Source organism: Pedobacter miscanthi (assembly GCF_003315595.1).
Taxonomy (GTDB): Bacteria; Bacteroidota; Bacteroidia; order Sphingobacteriales; family Sphingobacteriaceae; genus Pedobacter; species Pedobacter miscanthi.
On the sequence record NZ_QNQU01000023.1, the window covers coordinates 70,315 to 94,000 of the forward strand.

A 23,686-nucleotide genomic window follows, 5' to 3' on the forward strand; every position below is an offset into this window, starting at 1 on the left:
AGGTACGAGCGAGGACTTGTAACGGAAAGAAGGACTGCAAGCCCCGATGAAATGCTTACATTCATTTTCAAATTATGGAAACTGTGCATTTATCATCGGTGAAAAAGAAATTATTAGAAAGGAAGTATTTTTTACGATAGATCTCTCCGCTACGGTCGAGATGACGTCCACACGAAGACGACAAGCTGAAAATTCTTGACACTAAAATTAAAGGGATTTGCGGATTGCTTGTATTTTATTTTTAATTTCGTGCCATTATGAAAGAAACAGTGGTGAGCGGCATCCGCTCAACAGGAAAATTACATTTAGGAAACTACTACGGTGCGGTTAAAAACTTCGTTCAGATGCAGAACGACTACAATTGCTATTTTTTTATCGCCGATTTACACTCTTTAACCACCCATCCTACCCCTGCCGATTTACATGGCAACATTAAACATGTATTGGTTGAGTACCTGGCAAGTGGCATTGACCCTGAAAACAGTACAATTTATATACAAAGCGATGTTCCGGAAATTGCGGAACTTTATTTATACCTGAACATGAACGCCTACATGGGCGAGCTTGAACGCAGTACTTCTTTTAAAGATAAGGTACGTGCAAACCCGGATAATGTAAATGCAGGATTATTGACCTATCCGGTATTGATGGCTGCTGATATCCTGATCCACAAGGCTACGAAAGTACCTGTTGGAAAAGACCAGGAGCAACACTTAGAAATGGCCCGTACCTTTGGAAACCGTTTTAACAGGTTATATAATACTGAATATTTCCCTGAGCCATACGCTTTTAGTTTTACCGAAAAGCTGGTTAAGGTACCTGGTTTGGACGGAAAAGGTAAAATGGGAAAATCAGAAGGCGAAGCCAATGCGGTTTACCTCTCAGACGATCCTGAAACCATCCGTAAAAAAGTAATGAGGGCAGTGAGCGATGGCGGTCCGACAGAAGAAAACCAGGCAAAGCCAGAACCGATTCAAAACTTATTCGACCTGATGAAAGTGGTTTCGAGTGTTGATACACACCAGCATTTTGATGACCTGTATAATAAAATGCAGATCCGTTACGGCGATTTCAAAAAACAACTCGCAGAAGATATGATTATCGCTACAGCGCCTATGCGCGAGCGCATTCAGGATATTGCCAAAGATGACGCCTATTTAAGGCAGGTGGCTAAACATGGCGCATTAAAAGCCCGTGAAAGTGCACAGAAAACAATTAAAGAGGTACGCAGTTTAATCGGGTTTAAAAGTTTTTAATTAATATTGTGATAAGCGCTTAGCGTTTGGCGCTTTAATCGCCGTTCGCATAACGCTCAACGCAAAACGCAAAAGAAGATGCACATAGCAATTGTAGGAAATATTGGCGCCGGTAAAACCACTTTAACAGGTTTACTGGCCAAAAATTATGGATGGGAAGCTTTATACGAAGCGGTGGATAACAATCCGTACCTGGAAGATTTTTACAGCGACATGAAACGCTGGAGTTTTAATCTTCAGATTTATTTCCTGAACAGCCGTTTTCAGCAGATTACCGATATCGAGGTAAATAAACGCAATGTAATCCAGGACAGGACCATTTATGAAGATGCACATATTTTTGCAGAAAACCTGCATGATATGGCTTTAATGACCACCCGTGATCACGATAATTACCGTGCTATTTTCGATAACATTACCTCATTTATAAAACCGCCTGATCTACTGGTTTATCTTCGCGCATCGGTACCAACACTGGTAAACAATATTCAGCGTCGCGGCCGTGAGTACGAAGCTGGTATCCGTATCGATTATCTTTCTAAACTTAATGAAAAATATGAAGCCTGGATTAAAGGTTATAATCTTGGTAAATTGTTAATTCTGGATAAAGATAAGCTGGATTTTACCAATAATCCTGAAGATTTGGGAACGGTGATCCAATCAATTGAAGCTGAAATTAACGGATTGTTTTAATTTGTAGGCTAATCTGGTTTAACCACAGATTTATATCTGACTGTATGATGAAAAAAGATTTTGAGCAGGAAAATCCAGAAAACTGGAAATGGGGTACTTTTTACTTCAATAAAAAAGACTCGAGATTAATTGTACCCAAGCGGGTAAAATTGTTGGGCTGGACGTTAAATTTTGCCCATCCTGTTTCATACCTCATTATCGCGTTGATTTTTATATTTGTTTTTTATCAGTTCTATCGGCACAATATATGAAAGATAGAAATTTAAAAGCAATTGGGATTATTCCGGCACGCTACGCCTCTACCCGTTTTCCGGGCAAACCATTGGTTGATATTGCCGGAAAAAGCATGATCCAAAGGGTTTATGAGCAGGCATCGAAAGCAAAAAGTTTATCAAAAGTAGTTGTTGCCACGGATGATGTACGAATTGCAGACGAAGTGAAACGTTTTGGTGGGGAATTTGTACTCACCTCTTCTGAACATCAAAGCGGAACAGACCGATGTGCCGAAGTAATTGAACAGTTACCGGGATACGATATCGTAATCAATATTCAGGGCGACGAGCCTTTTATAGAACCTGCACAGATCGAATTGCTGGCAAGCTGTTTTTCTGAAGAAAAAGTGCAGCTGGCTACTTTAATCAAATCTATCCATAGCCAGGAAAGTGTGTATAATCCAAATAGTCCAAAGGTTGTAATTGATGTAAACGGACGAGCCATGTATTTTAGCCGGAGTCCGATTCCATTTATCAGGAACGGCGAACCGGGTATTTGGGCGGAGAAACATCAGTTTTATAAACATATTGGTATTTATGGTTACAGAACCGAATCGCTAAAAGCCATTACCAAACTTCCCCCATCTTCTTTAGAAATTGCTGAAAGCTTGGAGCAGCTGCGCTGGATTGAAAACGGATTCTATATTCAAACCAAAATAACCGACCTCGAAACGGTTGCGATTGATACCCCCGAGGATTTATTGAAATTGAATAACTTACTGGAAGCATTAAAACTCGAGTAAGAATAAAATCATCTTAAAAATGAAAGAATGATTGAATTTTGAATGAGTGACCTGGCAATTGCATGGAACATTCAAAACTCAATAATTCAAAACGAGTAAGAATAAAGTAATCATTAAAAATGAAAGAATGATTGAATTTTGAATGAAGGACCGGGCAATTGCATGGAACGTTCAAAACTAAATCATTCAAAATTCAATCATTTATCCAAGCACCAGCTCCATCTGTATATTACATCTCGTGTACGGCGTTGGTTTACCGGCTACTTTTTGAAAACCCAGTTTATGGTAAAGGTTTATTGCGGGTTTAAGGATGGTATTGCTCTCCAGATAGAGTTTAGAAGCACCAAAGGATTTTGCCTTTTCAATTATCGCGTTTGCCAATAAAAATCCTACGTTTTTTCCCTGTGCTTTCGGCGATACAGCCATTTTAGCGAGTTCGAAATCATATTCACCATCGTCCATTTTAATCAGCGCACATACACCCAGGGGTTCGTTTTCATATAAAGCTACCAATATCACACCACCTTTATCCAGGATGTAACCCTGTGGATTATCCAAAGCTTTATAATCAGAGTCTTCCATTGTAAAATAATGTGAAATCCATTCTACATTTAAAGCCCTGAAAGCTTCCTGGTATGCGGGCTTGTAATCAACAATCTGCACTTTTAAGCTATCTCTTTCCTTTTTCTTTTCCATTACCCTTCTCAATAACGTTTTCTGTTCCAGTAAAAATTCCCACTCTCCTATTGCTTCCCATAATTTATTCTGCGATTGTGCCGATATTTCTTCAACAGCTGCATTAACGTCTATCAGCTGATCTTCTATCTCTTTCGAAATCTCCACCCCCTTTTTTGTGAGACTTACCATGTTCCTTCGTCCATCGGCCTTATCCTTGCTTTCTCTCACATATCCTTTTTTCAGCATTTCGCTAATGATCTTACTCACCGAAGGATGTGAATGACCGATATTTTTAGCCAGCTCTGTAATGGTTTTCTCCTCACCTTTTGCCAGGGCATAAAAAACCGGGAACCATTTGGGCTGCATATCAATGTTGTATAATTTGTAAATCTGAGCGGCATCTTCGGTAACCTTATCGGTTAACATTCTTAACCTACTACCTATAGCTACCTTGCCTGTCTGTTCGAAAAAATTCATAACAATAATTAATTACGTAATCAGTTACGCAAATATAAAAATTTAATTATAACACACAATAAATTTATTGTAAGGAGATAACATTTTAGTACTTTCGTTATGCATGAAAAATATAATGCTCGTTTTTATTTTTATTCTGGGCCACAAGGTGCTTTTTGCGCAAGAGACTGCCGGCGTGATTGTTAAAACCAATGTTTTAAATCTGGTTATGAAAAGGCCTACCCTATCGATTGAAAAAACATTTTCAGAAAAATACGGATTGGAGCTTTCTTATACGTCTGGCGAAATCAAAAATATAGGCAATCTTGATTATTACCATTATGAAGGCTTTTTGCTGCGTGCGAAAAAATACATCAAACCGATCAGAAAGAAAGAGGCTAATGCTTTTTACGGCGCCTATTTTGGGAATTTGGATAGGAAAATCATAACGCATGGCTCGGTAGACCGCACAGGCTTTTTCAGCTGGGGACGTAACCGTGATTTCGACGCTAATTCATTACGTTACGGAGGAACATTTGGAGTTTCATTTATCCCAAAGAAACATTTTCTCATCGAAGGTTTAACCGGACTGGGCTATGGGGATTATTATAATGTTAAGAGCAATTTATGGAATAAGCCAACTGGCGGATATTTAGATTTTCAGTTGTGGTTTTCTGTTGGTTATACTTTTTAGCGGTACACACATTATAATACAGAACTGAATTAAAACATAAATTTTGTAATTTTGAGTATGAGAAATATATCGTTCGTAGTCGCATTTTGCCTGTTCGTCTTGGTTGCCTGTAAACCTAACAGCAAAAAAGAAGCCGATGCTATTGAATTTAAAAATGTAAACCAGCGTATAGCTAAATCGTTCTCTGATTTGAAACGTTTGGATACTTTTAAAATTGAACTTACCGGCCGTAAGCCAGAGGAAATGGTTTTGAATTTTACCATCAAAAACGCCGAGGGGAAAGAAATCTATAATGCAAAAATCAAAGGCGCTGAATTATTGAGCAATACCGACCCGAATGTAGACCTTTCTAAAGAAAAAGACCAGGTAATTTTCTTAAAAACCATTGCTGATGATTTTTTCAGCGATGATAACTTTCTGGAGCCTGCGGTAATGCCTGAGGATAAAGCTGATCAATACACCCCAGACAAAGCTCTTTACGAAGAATTAAAAAAATCAGGATTAAATGGCTTTAAATACCGTTTGGGCAAAGAAAACAACATTTATATCGCCTGGAGCGAAAAAGAACAGAAAGTAAAAATTTATTATAATTGTTGTTAACAACCTAAATATCGACCCGGTTAAAAAAAGATAGCGTCATTTCGACCGTAGCGGAGAAATCTACCTCGAGATAGATCTCTCCGTTTCACTGCGTTACAGTCGAGATGACGCTACCCTGATCGGGATTTTAAACGTATTTAATGGTGGTCTGCTGGAAATTAAAGATCAATATAGTTTTGATCTTCTTCCCATAACTTCGGAAGCCGACTGGAAAAAACTGGCTTCCGGATTATTGACCAATGCTACAGTTTTTGCAGATGCAGTTGAAAAAATGCCGGACGAAAAATTTGATGAGGTATTTGTAAACGAGAAATACGGCAGTTACCTCCGCAATATTGAAGCTGTTATCGAACACAGTTATTATCATTTGGGGCAGATTGTACTGATCAGAAAATTGATATTTGCGGGTGGCTAAATCAAACACCTTCATTTCGAGCGGAACACAGCGCAGTTAGAAAATCTAAAAGATAGATCCTGACGACTTTATCGTTTGGATCTTTTGCTGATAACATCTTTTAAGGATTTAGAGTATAGAGTAAAGAGCTAAAATAACTATTTTGTATCTTCAAAAAAAGAGAGCGAAACCCTTAATTTAGGTATTATACTGAATCACATTGCTTTATCATATTTAAAATAAATCTTTTTTCCCTGCGCTAAAACAAGGATTTTTCTTACCTTTGTATCCCGTACAAAAAGCGGCAATAATTACATTTTGCCGTAAAAAATCACAAACATGACTAAGTATATTTTTGTTACGGGCGGTGTTACTTCCTCTTTGGGTAAGGGCATCATTTCCGCATCTTTAGCTAAACTTTTACAGGCACGTGGCTACCGTGTAACCATTCAAAAATTCGATCCGTACATCAATATCGATCCGGGAACTTTAAATCCATACGAACATGGCGAATGCTTTGTTACCGAAGATGGTGCTGAAACCGATCTGGATCTTGGTCATTACGAACGTTTCCTTAACGTTCCAACTTCACAGGCAAATAACATTACTACCGGCCGTATTTACCAGAACGTTATCAGCAAAGAGCGTAAAGGCGAATATTTAGGTAAAACGGTTCAGGTTGTTCCGCATATTACCGACGAGATTAAACGCAACATGCGCATTTTAGGCGAAAGCGGCGATTATGATATCGTGATAACAGAGCTTGGCGGAACTGTTGGCGATATCGAATCTTTACCTTTTATCGAAGCGGTACGTCAGTTTAAATGGGAAGAAGGCAGCACAAATGCTATCGTAATCCACTTAACACTAGTACCTTACCTGGCTGCTGCAGGCGAGTTAAAAACCAAACCTACACAGCACTCGGTTAAGGCTTTATTGGAGTATGGTATCCAGCCTGATATATTGGTTTGCCGTACCGAACACCACCTTGGCCCTGATTTAAGAAAAAAAATTGCTTTATTTTGTAACGTTAACATCAATGCTGTAGTCGAATCGATGGATGCATCAACTATTTATGATGTGCCATTGTTGATGTTAAAAGAACAACTGGATAAAACGGTATTATCAAAATTAAAGCTGCCAACCAAAAACGATCCGGATATGGAAAGCTGGAAAGATTTCCTTGGCCGTTTAAAAAACCCTACAGCAGAGGTTAAAATCGGTTTGATTGGTAAATATGTAGAATTACCTGATGCCTATAAATCAATTATCGAATCTTTTGTACACGCAGGTTCGAAAAATGAATGTAAGGTAAAGGTTGAATATATCCACTCAGAAGGTCTCTTCCCTGATAACGTAAAAGAAAAATTAGGCCACTTACAGGGTGTTTTAGTTGCGCCAGGCTTTGGTAGCCGCGGTATTGAAGGTAAAATTGATGCCATTAAATACGTAAGGGAAAACAACGTTCCTTTCTTTGGGATCTGTTTAGGGATGCAGTGTGCTGTGGTTGAGTTTGGCCGGAATGTTTTGGGCTTAAAAGACGCACATACCACAGAAATTGAAGAAAATACTGCCAATCCGGTAATTAATATGATGGAGGAGCAGAAAAAAGTAACAAACAAAGGTGGTACCATGCGTTTAGGATCTTATCCATGCGATATTAAAAAAGGCACAAAAGCTTTTTCTATCTATGGCAAACAACACATTAACGAGCGTCACCGTCACCGTTACGAATTTAACAATGAATATTTAAAGCAATACGAAGATGCGGGTATGATTGCATCGGGTATAAATCCACAGACTAATTTAGTTGAAATTGTGGAGCTTAAAAACCATCCGTTTTTCGTTGGCGGACAGTTTCACCCAGAATTAAAATCAACAGTTGCTAATCCTCACCCACTTTTTGTTAAATTTGTCGCCGCTGCGATGGAGTTTGCGAAAAAGAAAACGAATTAAAAGCAGTATTAAACATAAATAATGGATAGAAATACCTTTACAGGACTGTTCCTGATTATGATCATTTTGGCAGGATCATTCTACTTTTTTAGGCCGAGTGAGGCTGAAATGAAAAAAGCCAAAGAAAAAGATAGTATAGAATTAGCTAAAAAAAATGGTGTTGCACCAGTACAAAAAGATACAGCTAAAACTGCTGCAATTGTTAACCCGGCTGTAGATTCTTTAGCACTAAAAGGTCCTTTTGGTACCGCTTTAACCGGTACAGCAGCTAATACCGTTTTAGAAAACGAAAATTTATTAATTACCTTAAGTAATAAAGGTGGTAAAATTACTTCGGTTGAAATTAAAGGTCAAAAAACCTTTACAGGCCAACCGCTTATCCTATTCCAGGGAAACGATAGCAAATTTGGTTTAAATCTGAATGCAGCCGGCAAAGTAATTAATACCAACGATTTATACTTTAAAGCAAGTAAAACCGGAAATACAGTTACCATGCGTGCCGATTATGGTCCGAGTGCTTATGTAGAGTTTGTTTACGATCTTAAAGGTTTAAGCAACAAAGTAGCTTTCAATGTTAATCTGGTAGGCTTACAACAGGTAATAGCTGGTAACAGCATTGGGCTAAACTGGCAAACCACTTTGTTACAGCAAGAAAAATCGATTGAGAGTGAACACCGTTATTCTGCACCTTATTACAAATATTTAGATGGTGATGTAAACCATTTAAGTGTTTCTAAAGATGAAAAAGAAGAGTTATCGAAAGGTAAAATCCAGTGGTTTTCTTTCAAACAGCACTTTTTCTCGGCTTCTTTAATTGCTAAACAAGCTTTTGAAAAAGGAAGTTTAGAAGTTAAAATCCCAACTGCTCCGGGTCAGGTGAAATTTTATGATGCCAATATGCAATTGCCTTATGCGCATACTGCAAATCAGGTATATGAAATGGAATTCTATTTCGGAACCAATAAATTCTCTGCTTTAAAAGCACAGGGATATGATTTGGAACAACAGGTTGATATGGGTTACTGGCCGTTAAAATACATTAACCGTTTTATCGTATTACCGGTATTTAATTTCTTAAATAGTTTCGGCTGGAATTATGGTCTGATCATTCTGGTATTAACCATCCTGTTAAAACTTGCTTTATCGCCACTTACCTACAAGTCATACCTATCGATGGCTAAAATGAGGGTATTAAAGCCAGAAATGGACGAAATTAAAGCTAAAGTAGGCGAAGATAACCCAACACTTGTTCAACAGGAATACTTAAAATTATATAAGAAAGCTGGTGTAAACCCGCTGGGCGGATGTTTACCAATGGTGTTACAATTACCTTTGGTTATGGCGTTCTTCTTCTTCTTCCCTAACTTATTTGAGTTGCGTGGCGAAAGTTTCCTTTGGATGAAAGATTTATCTACTTATGATGAGTTTATCAAATTCGGAGTAAAAATTCCATTCATCGGCGATCACCTGAGCTTAATGTGTGTGCTGATGACGATTTCTACACTGATTATGACCTATTTTAACAACCAGGTTTCTGGTGCTACTGGTCAGATGAAGTATATCGGTTACATTATGCCGATCATTTTCTTAGGCGTATTAAATAGCTATCCTGCAGGTTTGAACTATTATTACTTCTTAGCCAACTTAATGACATTCGGACAGCAGTTCCTGATTCGTAGAATGGTTGATGATGAAAAAATCCACGCTTTAATCCAACAGAATAAAGCCAGACCAGCTGATGAGAAAAAGAAAAAATCTAAATTCCAACAACGTTTAGATGATTACATGCGTCAGCAGCAGCAAGCTAAAAAGTAATTTTTGCTTATTAAATAATTAGAAATCCCCGGTTACTTAAAGTGATCGGGGATTTTTAGTTTAGGGCGGAGCGTATAGCGGTTAGCGTTGGGCGTATTGAAGTTTCAAAATAGTATCGTCATCTCGACTGAAGCGCAGCGGAATGGAGAGATCTATCTCGAGGTAGATTTCTCGGCTGCATTGCACTACGCTCGAAATGACGGCAACTTTTGTTAGTTATTGAGAAACTGATCATTGGCTATCCATACCCATCATCCATTTTACATTCTCCATCTTACATCCATCATCCTACCTCCAAATCCCCTTTTAATTGTAATATTTGGCATACAAGTTTCCAAATAAGCCAAAAAATTCCAATTTTAGGAGATTAAATCTGAACCAACAAATTACTTAACATTTCAAAATGCAAAAGAGACTAACAATTATTCTGTTTTTCGTTGTCAGCTTTGCTTACGCACAAAAGAAACCTTTAAACCATACGGTTTATGATACCTGGGAATCAGTAGGCACAAAGCAATTATCCAATAATGGCGTTTGGGCCATGTACAGCATTTTACAGCAAGAAGGAGACGCGCAGCTGTATATCACAAACGTTAAAACCAATGCGAAACTGAATATTCCGAGAGGGATGAATGCACAGTTCAGTAACGATTCTAAATTTGCGGTTTTTAACATCCGTCCTTTAAATAAAGATCTGCGTTTGGCTAAAATTAAAAAGAAAAAGGTCGACGAATTACCAAAAGATTCATTAGGTATCGCTAACCTTACTACCAATGCCATTACCAAAGTTGCAAGGGTAAAATCGTTTAAATTCCCTGAAGAAGGTTCAGGTATATTGGCTTATTTAACTGAAAAGCCTGATACCGCTAAAAAATCAGTTAAACCTGCTGAAAAAAAGGATGGCGAAGCTGATTTTGCCGATGATGAACCTGCAGCCAAAAGTAAAACTGAAGAAGGAACCGATTTAGTGGTAAAAAACCTTTTAACCGGCACCGATAAAACTTATAAATTTGTTACCGATTATTATTTCAGTAAAGATGGTAAACAACTGGTTTTTGCCTGCAGCGGATCTAAAAAAGACAAAACAGCCCCTCAGGGCGTGTTCTTATTGAATACTGAAAAAGGAACGCTTAAAACACTCATCAAAGGCAAAGGAAGCTTTAAAGGCTTCACGTTTGATGAAGAAAGTGAGCACGTAGCTTTTGTAGGTGAGCAAAGTCCGGAGAAGCAGGAAATAAAAGATTACAATGTTTATTACAACTCTTTAACGCTTGATACCGCACAAATTTTGGTTGACTTTGATATGCCGGGCTTGCCTGCAAAATGGTCGGTTAACGGCGATGGGAAAATCACTTTCAGCAAAGACGGAAAGAAATTATTTTTCGGTATCTCTCCGATCAAAAAGCCAAAAGATACTACTATTGTTGATTTCGAGGTAGCAAAAGTTGATGTTTGGAACTATAAAGACGATTATTTGCAGCCCATGCAGCTTAAAAATGCAGAAAGAGACAGCAAAAAAAGTTATTTATCGGTTATTGATGTGTATAGCAGTGAACCAAAGGTAATCCCTTTAACCGATTTGAAATTGCCTGATGCCAATATGATTGCAGAAGGTGATGCCAACACCGTTTTAGCTTCAACTGATTATGGCCGAAGGATAGAATCGCAGTGGAGTGGTTCTACCTCAAAAGATTATTACCTGGTTGACACGAAAAATGGTCAGAAAAAGAAAATTATCGATAATTTAAGTGGTTATGCAACTGCTTCGCCGGCAGGAAACTACGTTTTATATTTTGATAGAAAAGCAGGCAGCTGGAATACCTATAACGTTGCAACAGGAAAAGTAACTGTTTTAACCGCAGGATTATCTGAAAAATTCGTTGATGAAGAAAATGATGTGCCTGAGTTACCTTCTGCTTATGGTTTAGCTACCTGGACAGAGGGTGATAAAGCAGTTTTAATTTATGATAAATACGATATCTGGTCGTTTTCACCAGATGGAAAAACTGCTCCAAAAAACATTACTGCAGGTTACGGAAGGGCAAACAACCTTACTTTCCGTTACGAAAGACTACAGCCTGAAAACAGGTTTGAACGTAATGTAGATAGCAAATTTGTTAAAGCAAATGAGTTGGTGTGGTTAAATGCTTTTAATAATGCAACTAAAGAAAATGGCTTTTACCGTACAAACGTAGGCTCTGTTAAAGCACCAGAATTGGTAGTAATGGCCAAATTTAAATATTCTAACCTGGTAAAAGCCAAAGATGCTGATGTTTATATTTACGATAAAGCCAATTATGTAGAATCGCCAAATGTATACGTGACCACTGATTTTAAAACCGAAACCAAACTAAGCAATACGAACCCACAACAACAAAATTACAATTGGGGAACGGCTGAACTGGTAAAATGGACTACGCCAAAAGGCTATAAAGCAGAAGGCATTTTATACAAACCCGAAAATTTTGATCCGAATAAGAAATATCCGATGATTGCTTATTTCTATGAGAAACTTACTGATGGTTTATATACTTACCAAGCACCTGCTCCTACTCCATCGCGTTTAAATATCTCTTACTTTGTGAGTAACGGTTATCTGGTTTTCGCTCCTGATATTAGCTATGAAACCGGTCATCCGGGAAAATCAGCGGTTGAGTTTATCAATTCCGGAGTAGAAAGTTTGAAGAAAAACAGCTGGGTTGACGGTACTAAAATAGGCATCCAGGGTCAAAGCTGGGGCGGTTATCAGGTGGCTTACTTAATTACCCAAAACAATATGTACGCCGCTGCCTGGGCAGGTGCACCTGTTGCCAACATGACTTCTGCTTATGGTGGTATCCGTTGGGAAACCGGTATGAACCGTCAGTTCCAGTACGAAAAAACACAAAGCCGTATCGGATCAACACTTTGGGAGAAACCTGAATTGTATATCGAGAACTCTCCATTATTTATGTTCCCGAAAGTAACTACACCAGTTGTGGTGATGGCAAACGATGCTGATGGCGCTGTGCCATGGTATCAGGGTATCGAAATGTTTACGGGCTTACGCCGTTTGGGCAAACCAGTTTGGATGTTAAACTATAATGGTGAGGCGCACAACCTGGTCCAGCGGCAGAACCGTAAGGATATCCAGATCCGCGAACAACAGTTTTTCGATTATTATTTAAAAGGAGCTAAAGCACCGGTTTGGATGACAAGCGGAGTGCCTGCAACTGAAAAAGGAAAAACCTGGGGTTTTGAATTAACAGATGAAAAACCTTAGTTAGTCTATAGTCGGGAGTCCGAAGTCTTTAGTCCATAGTTTGATAGTTTAATGCTATTGGCTATGGACTTTTTTAGTTAACAAACTGTGTTCGATTAATATTTATGCGTTTTATCAGCTTTTAGCTACCTTTTCCTAATCCGATCGTCATGCTGAATTCATTTCAGCATCTTTCCTGCATGATAGACCCTGAAATAAATTCAGGGTGACGACCACTTTAATCAAAAAGCTGGTTTAATAAGTTACCTAAAGGAAAAATTAATTATCGAACCCGGGTTAATAGATTAATTGTGTATGGGGGCATTCTTACACACCTTGGTTTCACCCGTCAACAATAACAAGCTTCTCCAAAATGTCTGTTATGATCTTTCGCTTAAAAAAGCTATTTTCACGCATCAAAAAAACGAAACAAATTAAATGGCATTAAGCAGGATTTGGTCAGGATTTATAATTGTAGCTATTCTTGTAGCTTGTGTTAAATGCTTCTTCTTTGGGCAAAGCGATATTTTTAACTGGATGGTGATCGGAAAATCTGACGACCCGGCAAATCCCCTTAAACTTGACGGAATTATTCAAACCTGCTCTATTGCTGTAAAACTCTGTATCGAATTGGTTGGTACATTGGCCTTATTTATGGGTTTTATGGCTATTGCCGAAAAAGCTGGTGGTATCCGTTTGTTATCAAGGATTATTAGTCCGTTTTTTTCAAAACTTTTTCCCGAAGTACCAAAAGGTCACCCGTCTATGGGCCACATGATCATGAATTTCTCTGCCAATTTACTGGGACTGGACAATGCCGCTACACCATTCGGGATTAAAGCAATGGAAAGTTTGCAGGAGCTTAACCCGAACAAAGATGTAGCCAGCAATTCGCAGATTATGTTTTTATGTTTACACGCCGCAGGTTTATGTTTAATCCCGGTAAGTGTAATTGCCATCCGTTCTACGCAAAATGCGCAGGATCCTACCGATATTTTTATTCCCTGTATGATTGTAACCTTTGTGGGTACAATGGCAGCCATGCTGATTGTTTCTTTCAAACAAAAGATCAATATTTTACAACCGGTAATTTTAATGTGGGTTTTAGGTATTTCTGCCGTAATTGCTGCTATAGTGTGGTATGTGAGCAGTTTAAATACTGCCGGCGTAACTGCTTTTTCGGGCCTTTTAAGTGGCGGACTTATCTTACTGATTTTTTTACTGATTGTTTTAGGTGCGCTTTACAAAAAAATAGACATATTCGATTCGTTTGTTGAAGGTGCCAAAGGCGGCTTTGAAACTGCCATTAAAATTATACCTTATCTGGTAGGGATTTTAGTTGCGGTGTGTATGTTGAGAACCAGTGGCACTTTTGATGTAATAATGAACGGCATAAAACATGCTTTCATTTTTTTAGGTGCAGATATCCGATTTGTTGATGCCCTGCCAACGGCTTTAATCAGGCCTTTGAGCGGAGGAGCTGCAAGAGGCATGATGGTGAGCACGATGATTGCCAACGGACCAGATTCTTTCGCCAGCAGGTTATCTGGCGTATTTCAGGGTGCCTCAGATACCACATTTTATGTAGTAGCTGTTTATTTTGGTGCTGTAGGCATCAGGAACACGCGTTATGCGATAGGTTCGATGCTACTGGCCGATTTAGTAGGTGTAATTACCGCCATCACCATGGCTTACCTGTTTTGGCCGGGATTAAAATAAAAAGAGAAATAATCCCTGTCCGAAGTCGGATAGGGATTATTTTTTTATGATGAATAGGTGAATGTTTTTTACTATGAAGCCGGAAATGAAATCCTGCTGATGATTTCATCAATGGCATCCGGATCAATGGCAGCATTTTTTGAAGCACACCATTTTTCGCTTTTGTTATCCAGCCAGATACAAAAAGAATGGTAGCCGTCTAAAACAACAGCGTAGGTTTCATGAAAATCATCTTGGATACGCATGCAAAATCCCTTAAAAATTTTGCCTCTCACAATGAATTGCAGGGTGGAATAATTTTCTAACATGGCTCATTATATTTTTGGTTAAATTACAACAAATTATAACTGAGAATGTTTCGTTAATTTAAAGGAATTAATAATTAATTCTTAAACTACGTTTTAAGGCTTAACCTATGTTTAACATATTGGAGTAGCCCTTTGCTATTAAACGCTTTTTTGAAGGTAAATATATTTCGCACTGAAGATTTAATATAGTCCTTCCTCTTTTTACAATTGATGTTTCGGCTACTATTTCATCTCCTTCATTAGCCGGTGCAAAATAATCGATATAATTGCTCACCGTAGTAAAACGATCATTCAATCCCATGGTAAAAACAGTAGCGCCAATCAGGTCATCAATTATGCCCGCAGTTACGCCACCGTGCAAAATCTGATAAGGATTGGTCATTTCTTTACGGATGGTATACTGACAAACCAAAACACCATTTTCTGCCTTAATCAGCACAGGAGCCAGCCAGTTCATAAAATTAGAGGGCGAATCAGTAATTACTTTGCCAATTGATTGCCTTAAAAAATTCAGACGCTGTTCGCTTAAAGATGAATCCATAATAATGTATGATGTTATGAGGTAAGATGGATGAGGTAAAAATAGGGAAAAATATGTAAGATGGAATAGCGTAAGATGGATGATGGGGAGATTAGTTTCCAGTTGGCAATTTGCAGCTTCCATTATCCCTATTCCATCTCACATTTTACATCCTTTTTCCCTCTTAAATCGGTACAATAATTTTAAAACTGAAATTTCTGCCCATATTATAAATTCCTGATCTGCCGTTTGGTGATTGATTATAATATTCAAAATACTTTAATCTGTTTAAGTTTGATTGATAAGCTACATTAAAAATGTTATCTGCCTGGAGAAAGATATCACAAAATGTTTTTCCTTTTTTAGATTTTATAGTTGAACCGATACCTCCGTTGATCAAAGTATAACCAGCGGTAAAAGTTTCGGTATTATCTAAAGCGTAAAATTTATCCTGATCAGCAAAAAAAGCAGCATCGACTTTAACATAAGGCTGAGTAAAAATACCGATTGGCTTTTGTGCCGTCGCCTTAATTTCTGTCCGAACCTGTAACGGAGGAATAAAAGGCAGGTATTTAGCCTCACGACCATGTTTATTTAATAATTCCTGATTTTGATTTAAGCCAACGATATAAGCTAAACTATTATTAAAACTTAACCATTTCATTGCTGACGGATGCAGGTTAACAGATACTTCTGCGCCATACAACCGTGCTTTCGACTGCTGATACTGATAAGTCAGATTTCCGGGTACAATAACTACCGGATTTCCATCGGCATCTGTTAAACGCGATTGGTAGATATAGTTCTGGATATGGTTGTTGAATAGCTCCATACTGATATCGGCATCTTTTAGATAAGCGATAATACCAATATCCTCCTGAAGGTTAAATTCGGGTTTAAAGGTGCGGTTACCGAGATATACAATATGCGCACCCGGATCTAAACCATTTGAACCGATTTCGGTAATATTCGGTGCCCGGTAACCCCTTGCAATATTGGCTTTTATTAATAGTTTTTCAGAAATGTTATAGGTTAGTCCTAAACTTCCCGACAGACCATAATAATTTTTATCGAAAGAAGGAAACTGCAGTTTTCCTGATGCATCAGCAGCATTTACCTGTTTGCCAAAACCTGTTAGCGCATCGGTACCTACATAAAAATCACCCCAATTAATGTTTCTTCTATCTAGTCTGATTCCTCCCGAGATATCAACCTTACCCAGCGATTTCTTAGCAAAATAAAAGGCACCGATATCAAAAAGATCATAATCGGGGATGGGAAAGTCGGTAGCGGCTTTACTCCTGTTCACCTGGTACATGCCGTTTATGCCAATGGTATTTTCGATACCTGCAAAATCAGGAAGATTATACTTGAGATCATAATTAAAAGTGTTCAGCACCACATAAAGTCCGGCCTGACTGGTTACTGTTGGGTGATTATATTCCCTCCTCACACTCTGTTGGCCGCCTATCAATACATTTAAATCACTGGCACCAAATTTAAACTGGTTGGTATTGTAAAAGCGGAAATGCTGGATATGCTGGTGTAAAGGATTAATCGAATAGGCAGTCAATTCACTTTCAGGCACAATTGGTCTGTTTTTAATATCGTCTCCATCATCCAAAACCTGTCTGGTAAATTTCCTGGATAACGAATCCCTGCTGCCATCGGGTATCTCCATCAAATTATCATAATAGGTAACAGCCGTTTTCGAAAATCCCCAGGTTTTATCCACCCTTGCGCTGGCCGAGAGGTTATATTCCCTGAATGCGGTTCCATAAACCAGGCCATCAACTTTGTTTTCATAATTATGGGCTGTTTTTCCGGTTGCCCGGAGTGTATATTTCCAGTCGTTTTTAATGTAAGCCAAACCAATCGATGAGCCGATCATACCGTTATTACTCTGGTAGTTTGCGGTAAAATCGCCCTTTAATTTACCATTTTCAAAATTTGGCGTATAAGGGATCATATTGATTACGCCTGCAAGCGCATCAGAACCATAAGTTAAACTGGCCGGGCCTTTAACTACCTCTGCCCTAACAATACCATATTCATCTACCTCTATACCATGCTCATCGCCCCACTGTTGCCCCTCTTGTCTCAGTCCATCGTACAAGGTTAACACCCGGTTATAACCTAAACCACGGATAAAAGGTTTAGAAACATTTGGTCCGGTAGTAACCGCTGTAACTCCAGGAACGCCTTTTACGATGGCTTCAATCAAATTCGTATTTACATTCTGATCCATCGATTTCTTTGAGATTACCGCAATGGGTACAGGGCTTTTGCGCAGTTGCGTAGCACGGTTAACTCCGGTAATTACCACATCGCCCAGGTTGGATGAAAGACTTAACAAATCGGCGTTAACCATCGCAGTATCTCCTTTTACAAACACTTTGATCCTTTTCGACTGGTAACCTACCCCTGAAAAAACAAGGTCGTAATTTCCGGATGCCAGATTATTAAATTGATAATTACCAGAAATATTGGATTTGGTTGTTCCGTTGGATCCTAAAATTTTAACGGTAATATTTTCTACAGGTTCGTTTTGAGAGGTAACCAAACCTTTAATGGTTACTTTTTGCGCCAATAAGTTTAACGATATAAAAAAACATAGACAATATAGTAAGAGTGATTTCATGAATTTAATGCTTTATCTAAACATAATTTTAGACAAATCTAAATTTAAATTTAAATATATCAAATTAAATATTTAGATAAATACAATAAACAGGGAGATAAGTGTTTTGCGTAGGGCGATAAGCGATCCAATAAAACAACACAAATTCCTGTATTTAAATAAAATACAAGAGAATACATCAAAGATATTTTCACAATAGTTCTGCGTAAACCTTGTTAAATCTGAAGGAAACCCATAGCGAAATACCCCCGCTGATTTCACTGATCAACGGAGAAGTAGTTATTTTAGATCGGACGAATTCTATTAAATCCTGACCACGAAGTAGCTATTGGCCCTTTAAAAAAATAAAGACGACTAATAAAAACAAATTCGGGAGGACGAAATCAATAAGAAAAAGTAGCTGTATTTATTTTATTCGTATTTAAGCGCATCAACAGCATTGGCCTTTGCTGCACGGTACGACCTGAAGCTTACAGTAAGCAATGTGAGCACCATTGACGTAGCCATGGCCAGTGTAAATGGCCAAATACCCATTGAAACACGGTAAGCAAAGCCCGAAAGCCATTTATTGGCCAAAATATATGCCAATGGCCATGCGACCAGGTTGGCGATAAAAACCATTTTGATAAAAGAACTGTTCAGCATTTTTACCAGCTCTGCAGTGGTAGCACCAAGTACTTTTCTGATTGCCATTTCGCGTGTGCGCTGGGCCGCTACAAAAGAAATCAGTCCGAAAAGGCCTATAAACGAAATAAACATAATTATACCTGCAAATATTCTGAACAGGAGGCCTGTAATACGATCAGACTCGTAATACCTATTAATATCATCGTCCAGAAATTTTGCACTGTATACTTCATTTGGGAAACTGCTTTTCCAAAGTGCTTCAATCTCCTTCATGGCCGGTACCATCTGTTTGGCATCCAGTTGAAGGCCCATATTGTAATATTGTCGTTTCTCCTGGTAAAAAACCATGGGAGATATTTTTTCCTTAAGCGATTGATCGTTAAAATCTTTTACCACCCCAACTATAGGCCCTGTTCTTCCATTCTGCGAAATTACTTTACCTAGCGCCAACTGTGGATTGGCAATACCTATTTTCTTCACAAAAGTTTCGTTTGCGATGTAGGCATTTGCTGTATCGCTTTTTGCGTATACTTTACCTGCGATGAACTGTAAACCAAAAAGATCAAAATAATGCTCATCACTCATGGTTAAGCGAACTTCAAAATCCTTGTTTTCCCGGCCATCAACATAGAAATTTGTGGTGTTCATGCTACCCGAAAGCGGTGGTCGCACAAAATAACTCAATTTCTCTACTCCGGGCACATGCAGCAATTTTTCCCTGAACAGTTGCTGACGGCTGATACTTGCACTATCGCCCGGAAAACCAACCATCACCATAGCATCTTTTTTGAAACCGAGCGGTTTTTCCCTTACATATTCCATCTGTCTGATGACAACAACAGTGGCAATAATGAGTACAATGGTAATGCTGAACTGTACCACAATCAAGATCATCCTTAAGTTTAGGTTCCCGGAATGGATGCGTACCTTATTTTTGATGGCCAGGGCAGGGCTAAATCCCGAAATAATCATTGCCGGATAAAAGCCGGCCAAAAAGCTAACCACCAAAACCAGGAGAACCAGAAAAACAAAAATACAAGGATCTGAAAATAGTGACAACGAAACCTGCCCTTTGAAAAGCTGCGATAAAAATGGGAGCATTAATTCGGAGAAAATACAGGCCAAAAGCATAGAAATAACGGCTATGGTTGTTGTTTCGGCCAGGAACTGAATAACAAGCTGCTTGCGCATGGCACCCATTACCTTACGTACCCCAACTTCTTTTGAGCGGTTAACAGATTGGGCCGTAGCCAGATTGATAAAATTGATACAGGCGGTAACCATTAAAAAAAGACCGATAACGGCAAGGCCATAAATTTCTTTTTTAGTGATATTTGTTTGTGCGAAATTACCATAACGTTCGCTAAAGTGAATATCAGTTAATGGTTGGAGGTGACTATGCTGATTACCGGCGAGTTTTTTCTGCTTTAAATATTTATTGTTCATCCTTGCCAACGATTGCTCGAATAAAGCCATAGAAGCTCCAGGCTTTAACAATACAAAACATTCGTTATAAGTACTTACCGAATCCCAATCCTGATTTTTGTAACCATAAAAAGTGGGGTAACTGATCATAATTTCCAAAGGAATACTGCAACTGGCAGGCATATCAGCAATTACCCCAACCACCCTCAACTGGATGGAATTCCAAAAAGTAAAACTTTTACCAACAGCCTGTTGGGCAGAGCCAAATAAAGTTATAGCTGTTTTTTCTGAAATAACTGCGGTATTGGGTTCTGAAAATGATTTTGTGGGCTTACCAAAAAGCCATTTTACCTGAAGGATATCGAACAAACCAGCTTCTGTAAAATAAACATCCTTTACGGCCTTAAAATGCTCGGTACCATCGCCATTGCGTACCAATACTACGCCGCCATTCCGCGAAATCCTGGCAATTTTATCTATGCCTACAAGCTCTTCTTTAGCTGCAGGGGCAAAAGGTAAAGGCACACCGGCAGAGTAATCATCAAAATTATTGTATTTCCAATCGGTTACAAACCTGAATATCCGATCGGCATCTTTGAAATGTTTATCATAGCTCAACTGAAACTGAATAAAAATAAAGATCAAAATGCAACTCGTCATTCCGATGGAGAGACCGAGGATATTAATGAGTGCGTATGATTTATTCCTTAACAGGTTTCTAAAAGCAATTTTCAGGTTTAATTTAAACATAGGTTGAGATGTTTTGATTGATGACGCTATTCTTATGCCAAATAAAGATAGGCGCCCTGAACAGGTATTTAAAACACTATATGGCAATCAATTGAAAAGCACATGTTCGAAAATGGACATATCTATGTACATAAACGAACAGCTTATGATTAGAGAAAATGAATCTGGCAATACAAATTTACCCGTGCTTACTACTAAAAAGTTACATTTTGGTTTTACAAAAAAAATCGTCAACCAGCTAAAGGAAACCTATTGTTTATTAATGCATTAACGATCTGCCAAAATATTGCTTCAGAAATCTTTTCAACATTTTAATACGTATACTGTTAAAGCTACAGTTATTATGTTTATCATTGGGAACAGAAGAGTAAACCCCAGCTATATACCCGAAGGAAGTGCTGTAACCTAAAGGAGTTGTTAAACAGTGCTAAACCCATAAGAGAATAATATGTTGGTGATCAACAATTTTGAAGAATATCAATCACACCTTGGTAAAGAACTAGGTGTTTCACAATGGCATACAATTGATCAGGAGCAGATCAATAAATTCGCCGATGCCACCTTAGATCATCAGTGGATACATACCGATCCGGAAAGGGCCCAGAATGAAGGACCATTTAAGGCAACAATTGCGCACGGATACCTTACACTATCGTTAATTCCCTATTTATGGAAGCAGATTGCAGATGTACGTAACATTAAAATGGAGATCAATTACGGTATTGAAAGTTTTAGGTTCGGACAGGCAGTTCTGGTAAATAACGAGATACAACTAAAGGCAAAATTAAAATCCATCAGTAATTTGAGAGGCATTACAAAAGTTACCATTCAGGCTACTTTGGTGATAAAAGATCAGCCTAAACCGGCCTATGTGGGCGATGTGGTCTTTTTATATCATTTTGTATAAATTCTGCGGTGATCTGCTGGAGATACTGTGTTAAATTTTATTTTTCCCGCTGATTGAAGAAGATTTTCGCAGGATTATTTTAGATTTTTGCTGTCTATTGGAAAACAATTCAGTATAAAATACGTTAAAACTATATCTAAAAATCATTAAACTCAAGATATGGACAACATCATCACCCCTGGCCAATTAATTACCAATCACTCTAATAACGGTAACAAAGCAACTTTAAAGGTTGGAAGCAAGTTTCAGTGGGACCAAAAATATGCTTCGAAAGAGGCGCCTTCATTTGAGTCGTTTATTAGTGAAATCGATAATTTTTATAACTACAAATTGGTTTCAGGCTATGATGGAGCTGTTGGACAGAACATTTACATGGTAACCGGAGTGAAATAGATAATGATCAATCAGCGTTGACAAGATGGATTAGGATATTACTCATTATTTAAAATTTCCTGCTTCAACGCTTCTAATTGCCATTCCCTTTCTTTCTTAATTCTGTTTAAATCATCAGGAAAAGCTAATCCTATGGTTTTAATGGCGTAATCAGCACAAACCATGGCGTGTTCTCTCATGTGCCCCACGGCTACTGCCTGCCCTGCTGTTCTGATGGCGTTCTTTCCTACACTGGTTTCGCGTTTGCGTGCAACCGCATGGATTTTAAAGCCGGCTTTTCGGACCTCATGAACCGTTGCCTTTCCAACCTGCCATTGTTCGTTAACTTTGAAACCAGCTTCTATAACCGAAAAATCAATGTTTTCATTTTTAGCCAAAGGCAGGATATGTTTTGCGCAGTTAATGGCCCATTTTGCCAAAATTACCTGATTAGCATTATCGTTAAGTTTATCTATTTCGATACGCAGATTGGGGTAATCGGAGAATTTAATTTTTGACTGGCTGGGCATGGATTTTAATTAGAAATAAAATAGCATGCAAAAAATTAGCCAGCATTTACTGCCGGCTAATCTAATATTTAGTTTATGCTTCCAATCTGTGTTCCTTCGGGGAAATCGCTCTGGCTGCAGCCATCGCTACCCGTAATACCGGCAGTACCGCTACACGAAGAGAAACTCCAGTAAGCCCTGTAACGGTATAACGGACCTTTACCAATTCCACCAAAGTTGCCATTAAAGCTAAATTGAGCACTGTTACAGCTAATTTCATACAAGCTATTGTTCCAGGTAAGTACTTCATCGGCACTTCCGTTCGGATTTCTATAATCGCCATAGTAAGTACAATCGTAACCCGGGAAAGAAACGCTGTTGCCGAAGTGATAAGAACCATGTGCCTTTTTACCTACAAAAACCGGCGGACGGGTTCCGGCAGCAATATTCCTGTAATCTTTGGTATACCAGCCACTATGCTGAAAATAGGTAACGGTAACAATGCGGTTGGTTTGCGTATTTACCTGTACTACTACATGTTCCCAATCATAATCATGTCCGCCCAGGTTGGCAAAACAGGTTGATTGGGTTTTGTAAGTCCACCAGAAATCGATAAATACCTTGTTCGGACTATTTGGATGTTGCTGAACTTCGTAATAAGTAGGAAAACTTTTGCTTCTTGGTGCGGTGCGGTTAACCATAACCAATGTTCCGTTACAAACAATACTGTTCTGATCGGTGCTTGCCCAAATGTCTTCAACAGAGGTTGGGTAATCCGGTGCTGCACGATCGAACTTTAAAATTGGCGAGAATGTCCAGGCAAGATCAAATGCTGTGGAACCGGTGATTTTAGAACCGCTTTCCTGACAATCAGCGCACATAAACTGTGCACCTGTGCGGTTTGCCTCTACCGTGCTTGTAGTGGTTGGCTTTTTTAATGTTGTGGTTTCAGTGTTGGTGTGCTCATCTTTCTTGCACTGTGTGAGGGCAATAGCTAGCGCTACCATCGCGATCAATGGGATTTTTGTTTTCATAATTTTTGGTTAGAATGTGATTTTTTATTAAAGATTATTAAAAAATCAAAAGAATCCGATAGATGATAAGATCATA

20 protein-coding genes are annotated in these 23,686 nt (G+C 38.5%); 13 read left to right on the forward strand and 7 right to left on the reverse strand.

The window, feature by feature from the left end:
- The first annotated feature begins 257 nt into the window (after positions 1 to 257).
- From trpS to kdsB, 4 genes are all read left to right on the forward strand, one after another.
- On the forward strand, positions 258 to 1,256 hold the full coding sequence (gene trpS / locus DRW42_RS22375) for a tryptophan--tRNA ligase (protein ID WP_113951097.1): 999 nt from the start codon (positions 258 to 260) through the stop codon (positions 1,254 to 1,256).
- Positions 1,257 to 1,334: 78 nt separating this feature from the next.
- The gene (locus tag DRW42_RS22380) at positions 1,335 to 1,949 is read left to right on the forward strand and encodes a deoxynucleoside kinase (protein ID WP_025144984.1); all 615 of its coding nucleotides are present in this window, start codon (positions 1,335 to 1,337) and stop codon (positions 1,947 to 1,949) included.
- Positions 1,950 to 1,993: 44 nt separating this feature from the next.
- Positions 1,994 to 2,200, forward strand: coding sequence for a DUF5808 domain-containing protein (locus DRW42_RS22385; protein ID WP_113951098.1), 207 nt, complete (start codon positions 1,994 to 1,996; stop codon positions 2,198 to 2,200).
- On the forward strand, positions 2,197 to 2,964 hold the full coding sequence (gene kdsB / locus DRW42_RS22390) for a 3-deoxy-manno-octulosonate cytidylyltransferase (RefSeq protein WP_113951099.1): 768 nt from the start codon (positions 2,197 to 2,199) through the stop codon (positions 2,962 to 2,964). Before DRW42_RS22385 ends, kdsB begins: the two co-directional genes overlap by 4 nt.
- Before the next feature lie 201 nt (positions 2,965 to 3,165).
- Here kdsB and DRW42_RS22395 read toward each other — a convergent pair whose 3' ends face one another.
- Positions 3,166 to 4,119: a bifunctional helix-turn-helix transcriptional regulator/GNAT family N-acetyltransferase gene (locus DRW42_RS22395; protein WP_113951100.1), complete on the reverse strand. Its 954-nt coding sequence runs from the start codon at positions 4,117 to 4,119 to the stop codon at positions 3,166 to 3,168.
- A gap of 103 nt (positions 4,120 to 4,222) precedes the next feature.
- On the opposite strand from DRW42_RS22395, the gene DRW42_RS22400 reads away from it, so the two are divergent.
- The 7 genes from DRW42_RS22400 to DRW42_RS22430 all read left to right on the forward strand — a co-directional run bounded on the left by DRW42_RS22400 (position 4,223) and on the right by DRW42_RS22430 (position 14,517).
- The gene (locus DRW42_RS22400) at positions 4,223 to 4,792 is read left to right on the forward strand and encodes a DUF3575 domain-containing protein (protein WP_113951101.1); all 570 of its coding nucleotides are present in this window, start codon (positions 4,223 to 4,225) and stop codon (positions 4,790 to 4,792) included.
- 57 nt (positions 4,793 to 4,849) lie between these two features.
- Entirely contained in the window at positions 4,850 to 5,392 is a 543-nt protein-coding gene (locus DRW42_RS22405) for a hypothetical protein (protein WP_147243791.1), read from the forward strand.
- A 232-nt stretch (positions 5,393 to 5,624) separates the two neighbouring features.
- A complete protein-coding gene (locus DRW42_RS22410; RefSeq protein ID WP_113951103.1) occupies positions 5,625 to 5,807 on the forward strand; it encodes a DinB family protein in 183 nt (60 codons plus the stop codon).
- Between the two features lie 318 nt (positions 5,808 to 6,125).
- The gene (locus tag DRW42_RS22415; RefSeq protein ID WP_113951104.1) at positions 6,126 to 7,742 is read left to right on the forward strand and encodes a CTP synthase; all 1,617 of its coding nucleotides are present in this window, start codon (positions 6,126 to 6,128) and stop codon (positions 7,740 to 7,742) included.
- A 21-nt stretch (positions 7,743 to 7,763) separates the two neighbouring features.
- Positions 7,764 to 9,557 carry a membrane protein insertase YidC gene (yidC, locus tag DRW42_RS22420; protein WP_113951105.1) on the forward strand — a complete coding sequence of 598 codons (1,794 nt, stop codon included), beginning with the start codon at positions 7,764 to 7,766 and terminating at the stop codon, positions 9,555 to 9,557.
- A 403-nt stretch (positions 9,558 to 9,960) separates the two neighbouring features.
- Entirely contained in the window at positions 9,961 to 12,819 is a 2,859-nt protein-coding gene (locus tag DRW42_RS22425; protein WP_113951106.1) for a S9 family peptidase, read from the forward strand.
- A 516-nt stretch (positions 12,820 to 13,335) separates the two neighbouring features.
- The gene (locus DRW42_RS22430) at positions 13,336 to 14,517 is read left to right on the forward strand and encodes a nucleoside recognition domain-containing protein (RefSeq protein ID WP_244215351.1); all 1,182 of its coding nucleotides are present in this window, start codon (positions 13,336 to 13,338) and stop codon (positions 14,515 to 14,517) included.
- A 71-nt stretch (positions 14,518 to 14,588) separates the two neighbouring features.
- Here the strand turns inward: DRW42_RS22430 and DRW42_RS28865 are convergent, their stop codons facing one another.
- From DRW42_RS28865 to DRW42_RS22450, 4 genes are all read right to left on the reverse strand, one after another.
- Entirely contained in the window at positions 14,589 to 14,762 is a 174-nt protein-coding gene (locus tag DRW42_RS28865) for a hypothetical protein (RefSeq protein ID WP_158544384.1), read from the reverse strand.
- A 163-nt stretch (positions 14,763 to 14,925) separates the two neighbouring features.
- Positions 14,926 to 15,366: a PaaI family thioesterase gene (locus DRW42_RS22440; protein ID WP_113951109.1), complete on the reverse strand. Its 441-nt coding sequence runs from the start codon at positions 15,364 to 15,366 to the stop codon at positions 14,926 to 14,928.
- A gap of 163 nt (positions 15,367 to 15,529) precedes the next feature.
- On the reverse strand, positions 15,530 to 17,935 hold the full coding sequence (locus DRW42_RS22445) for a TonB-dependent receptor (protein WP_244215352.1): 2,406 nt from the start codon (positions 17,933 to 17,935) through the stop codon (positions 15,530 to 15,532).
- 462 nt (positions 17,936 to 18,397) lie between these two features.
- The gene (locus DRW42_RS22450) at positions 18,398 to 20,788 is read right to left on the reverse strand and encodes an ABC transporter permease (protein WP_113951111.1); all 2,391 of its coding nucleotides are present in this window, start codon (positions 20,786 to 20,788) and stop codon (positions 18,398 to 18,400) included.
- 448 nt (positions 20,789 to 21,236) lie between these two features.
- On the opposite strand from DRW42_RS22450, the gene DRW42_RS22460 reads away from it, so the two are divergent.
- A complete protein-coding gene (locus DRW42_RS22460; protein WP_113951113.1) occupies positions 21,237 to 21,695 on the forward strand; it encodes a MaoC family dehydratase in 459 nt (152 codons plus the stop codon).
- Positions 21,696 to 21,854: 159 nt separating this feature from the next.
- The gene (locus DRW42_RS22465; protein ID WP_113951114.1) at positions 21,855 to 22,088 is read left to right on the forward strand and encodes a hypothetical protein; all 234 of its coding nucleotides are present in this window, start codon (positions 21,855 to 21,857) and stop codon (positions 22,086 to 22,088) included.
- 38 nt (positions 22,089 to 22,126) lie between these two features.
- Here DRW42_RS22465 and DRW42_RS22470 read toward each other — a convergent pair whose 3' ends face one another.
- Entirely contained in the window at positions 22,127 to 22,597 is a 471-nt protein-coding gene (locus tag DRW42_RS22470) for a putative immunity protein (RefSeq protein ID WP_113951115.1), read from the reverse strand.
- A gap of 68 nt (positions 22,598 to 22,665) precedes the next feature.
- Entirely contained in the window at positions 22,666 to 23,610 is a 945-nt protein-coding gene (locus tag DRW42_RS22475; RefSeq protein ID WP_208643614.1) for an NPP1 family protein, read from the reverse strand.
- Positions 23,611 to 23,686: the final 76 nt, after the last annotated feature.

Coding starts and splice junctions, on each gene's coding strand:
- trpS (WP_113951097.1), top strand. CDS start 258: ATGAAAGAAACAGTGGTGAGCGGCATCCGCTCAACAGGAAAATTACAT.
- DRW42_RS22380 (WP_025144984.1), top strand. CDS start 1,335: ATGCACATAGCAATTGTAGGAAATATTGGCGCCGGTAAAACCACTTTA.
- DRW42_RS22385 (WP_113951098.1), top strand. CDS start 1,994: ATGATGAAAAAAGATTTTGAGCAGGAAAATCCAGAAAACTGGAAATGG.
- kdsB (WP_113951099.1), top strand. CDS start 2,197: ATGAAAGATAGAAATTTAAAAGCAATTGGGATTATTCCGGCACGCTAC.
- DRW42_RS22395 (WP_113951100.1), bottom strand. CDS start 4,119: ATGAATTTTTTCGAACAGACAGGCAAGGTAGCTATAGGTAGTAGGTTA.
- DRW42_RS22400 (WP_113951101.1), top strand. CDS start 4,223: ATGAAAAATATAATGCTCGTTTTTATTTTTATTCTGGGCCACAAGGTG.
- DRW42_RS22405 (WP_147243791.1), top strand. CDS start 4,850: ATGAGAAATATATCGTTCGTAGTCGCATTTTGCCTGTTCGTCTTGGTT.
- DRW42_RS22415 (WP_113951104.1), top strand. CDS start 6,126: ATGACTAAGTATATTTTTGTTACGGGCGGTGTTACTTCCTCTTTGGGT.
- yidC (WP_113951105.1), top strand. CDS start 7,764: ATGGATAGAAATACCTTTACAGGACTGTTCCTGATTATGATCATTTTG.
- DRW42_RS22425 (WP_113951106.1), top strand. CDS start 9,961: ATGCAAAAGAGACTAACAATTATTCTGTTTTTCGTTGTCAGCTTTGCT.
- DRW42_RS22430 (WP_244215351.1), top strand. CDS start 13,336: ATGGTGATCGGAAAATCTGACGACCCGGCAAATCCCCTTAAACTTGAC.
- DRW42_RS28865 (WP_158544384.1), bottom strand. CDS start 14,762: ATGCGTATCCAAGATGATTTTCATGAAACCTACGCTGTTGTTTTAGAC.
- DRW42_RS22440 (WP_113951109.1), bottom strand. CDS start 15,366: ATGGATTCATCTTTAAGCGAACAGCGTCTGAATTTTTTAAGGCAATCA.
- DRW42_RS22450 (WP_113951111.1), bottom strand. CDS start 20,788: ATGTTTAAATTAAACCTGAAAATTGCTTTTAGAAACCTGTTAAGGAAT.
- DRW42_RS22460 (WP_113951113.1), top strand. CDS start 21,237: ATGTTGGTGATCAACAATTTTGAAGAATATCAATCACACCTTGGTAAA.
- DRW42_RS22465 (WP_113951114.1), top strand. CDS start 21,855: ATGGACAACATCATCACCCCTGGCCAATTAATTACCAATCACTCTAAT.
- DRW42_RS22470 (WP_113951115.1), bottom strand. CDS start 22,597: ATGCCCAGCCAGTCAAAAATTAAATTCTCCGATTACCCCAATCTGCGT.
- DRW42_RS22475 (WP_208643614.1), bottom strand. CDS start 23,610: ATGAAAACAAAAATCCCATTGATCGCGATGGTAGCGCTAGCTATTGCC.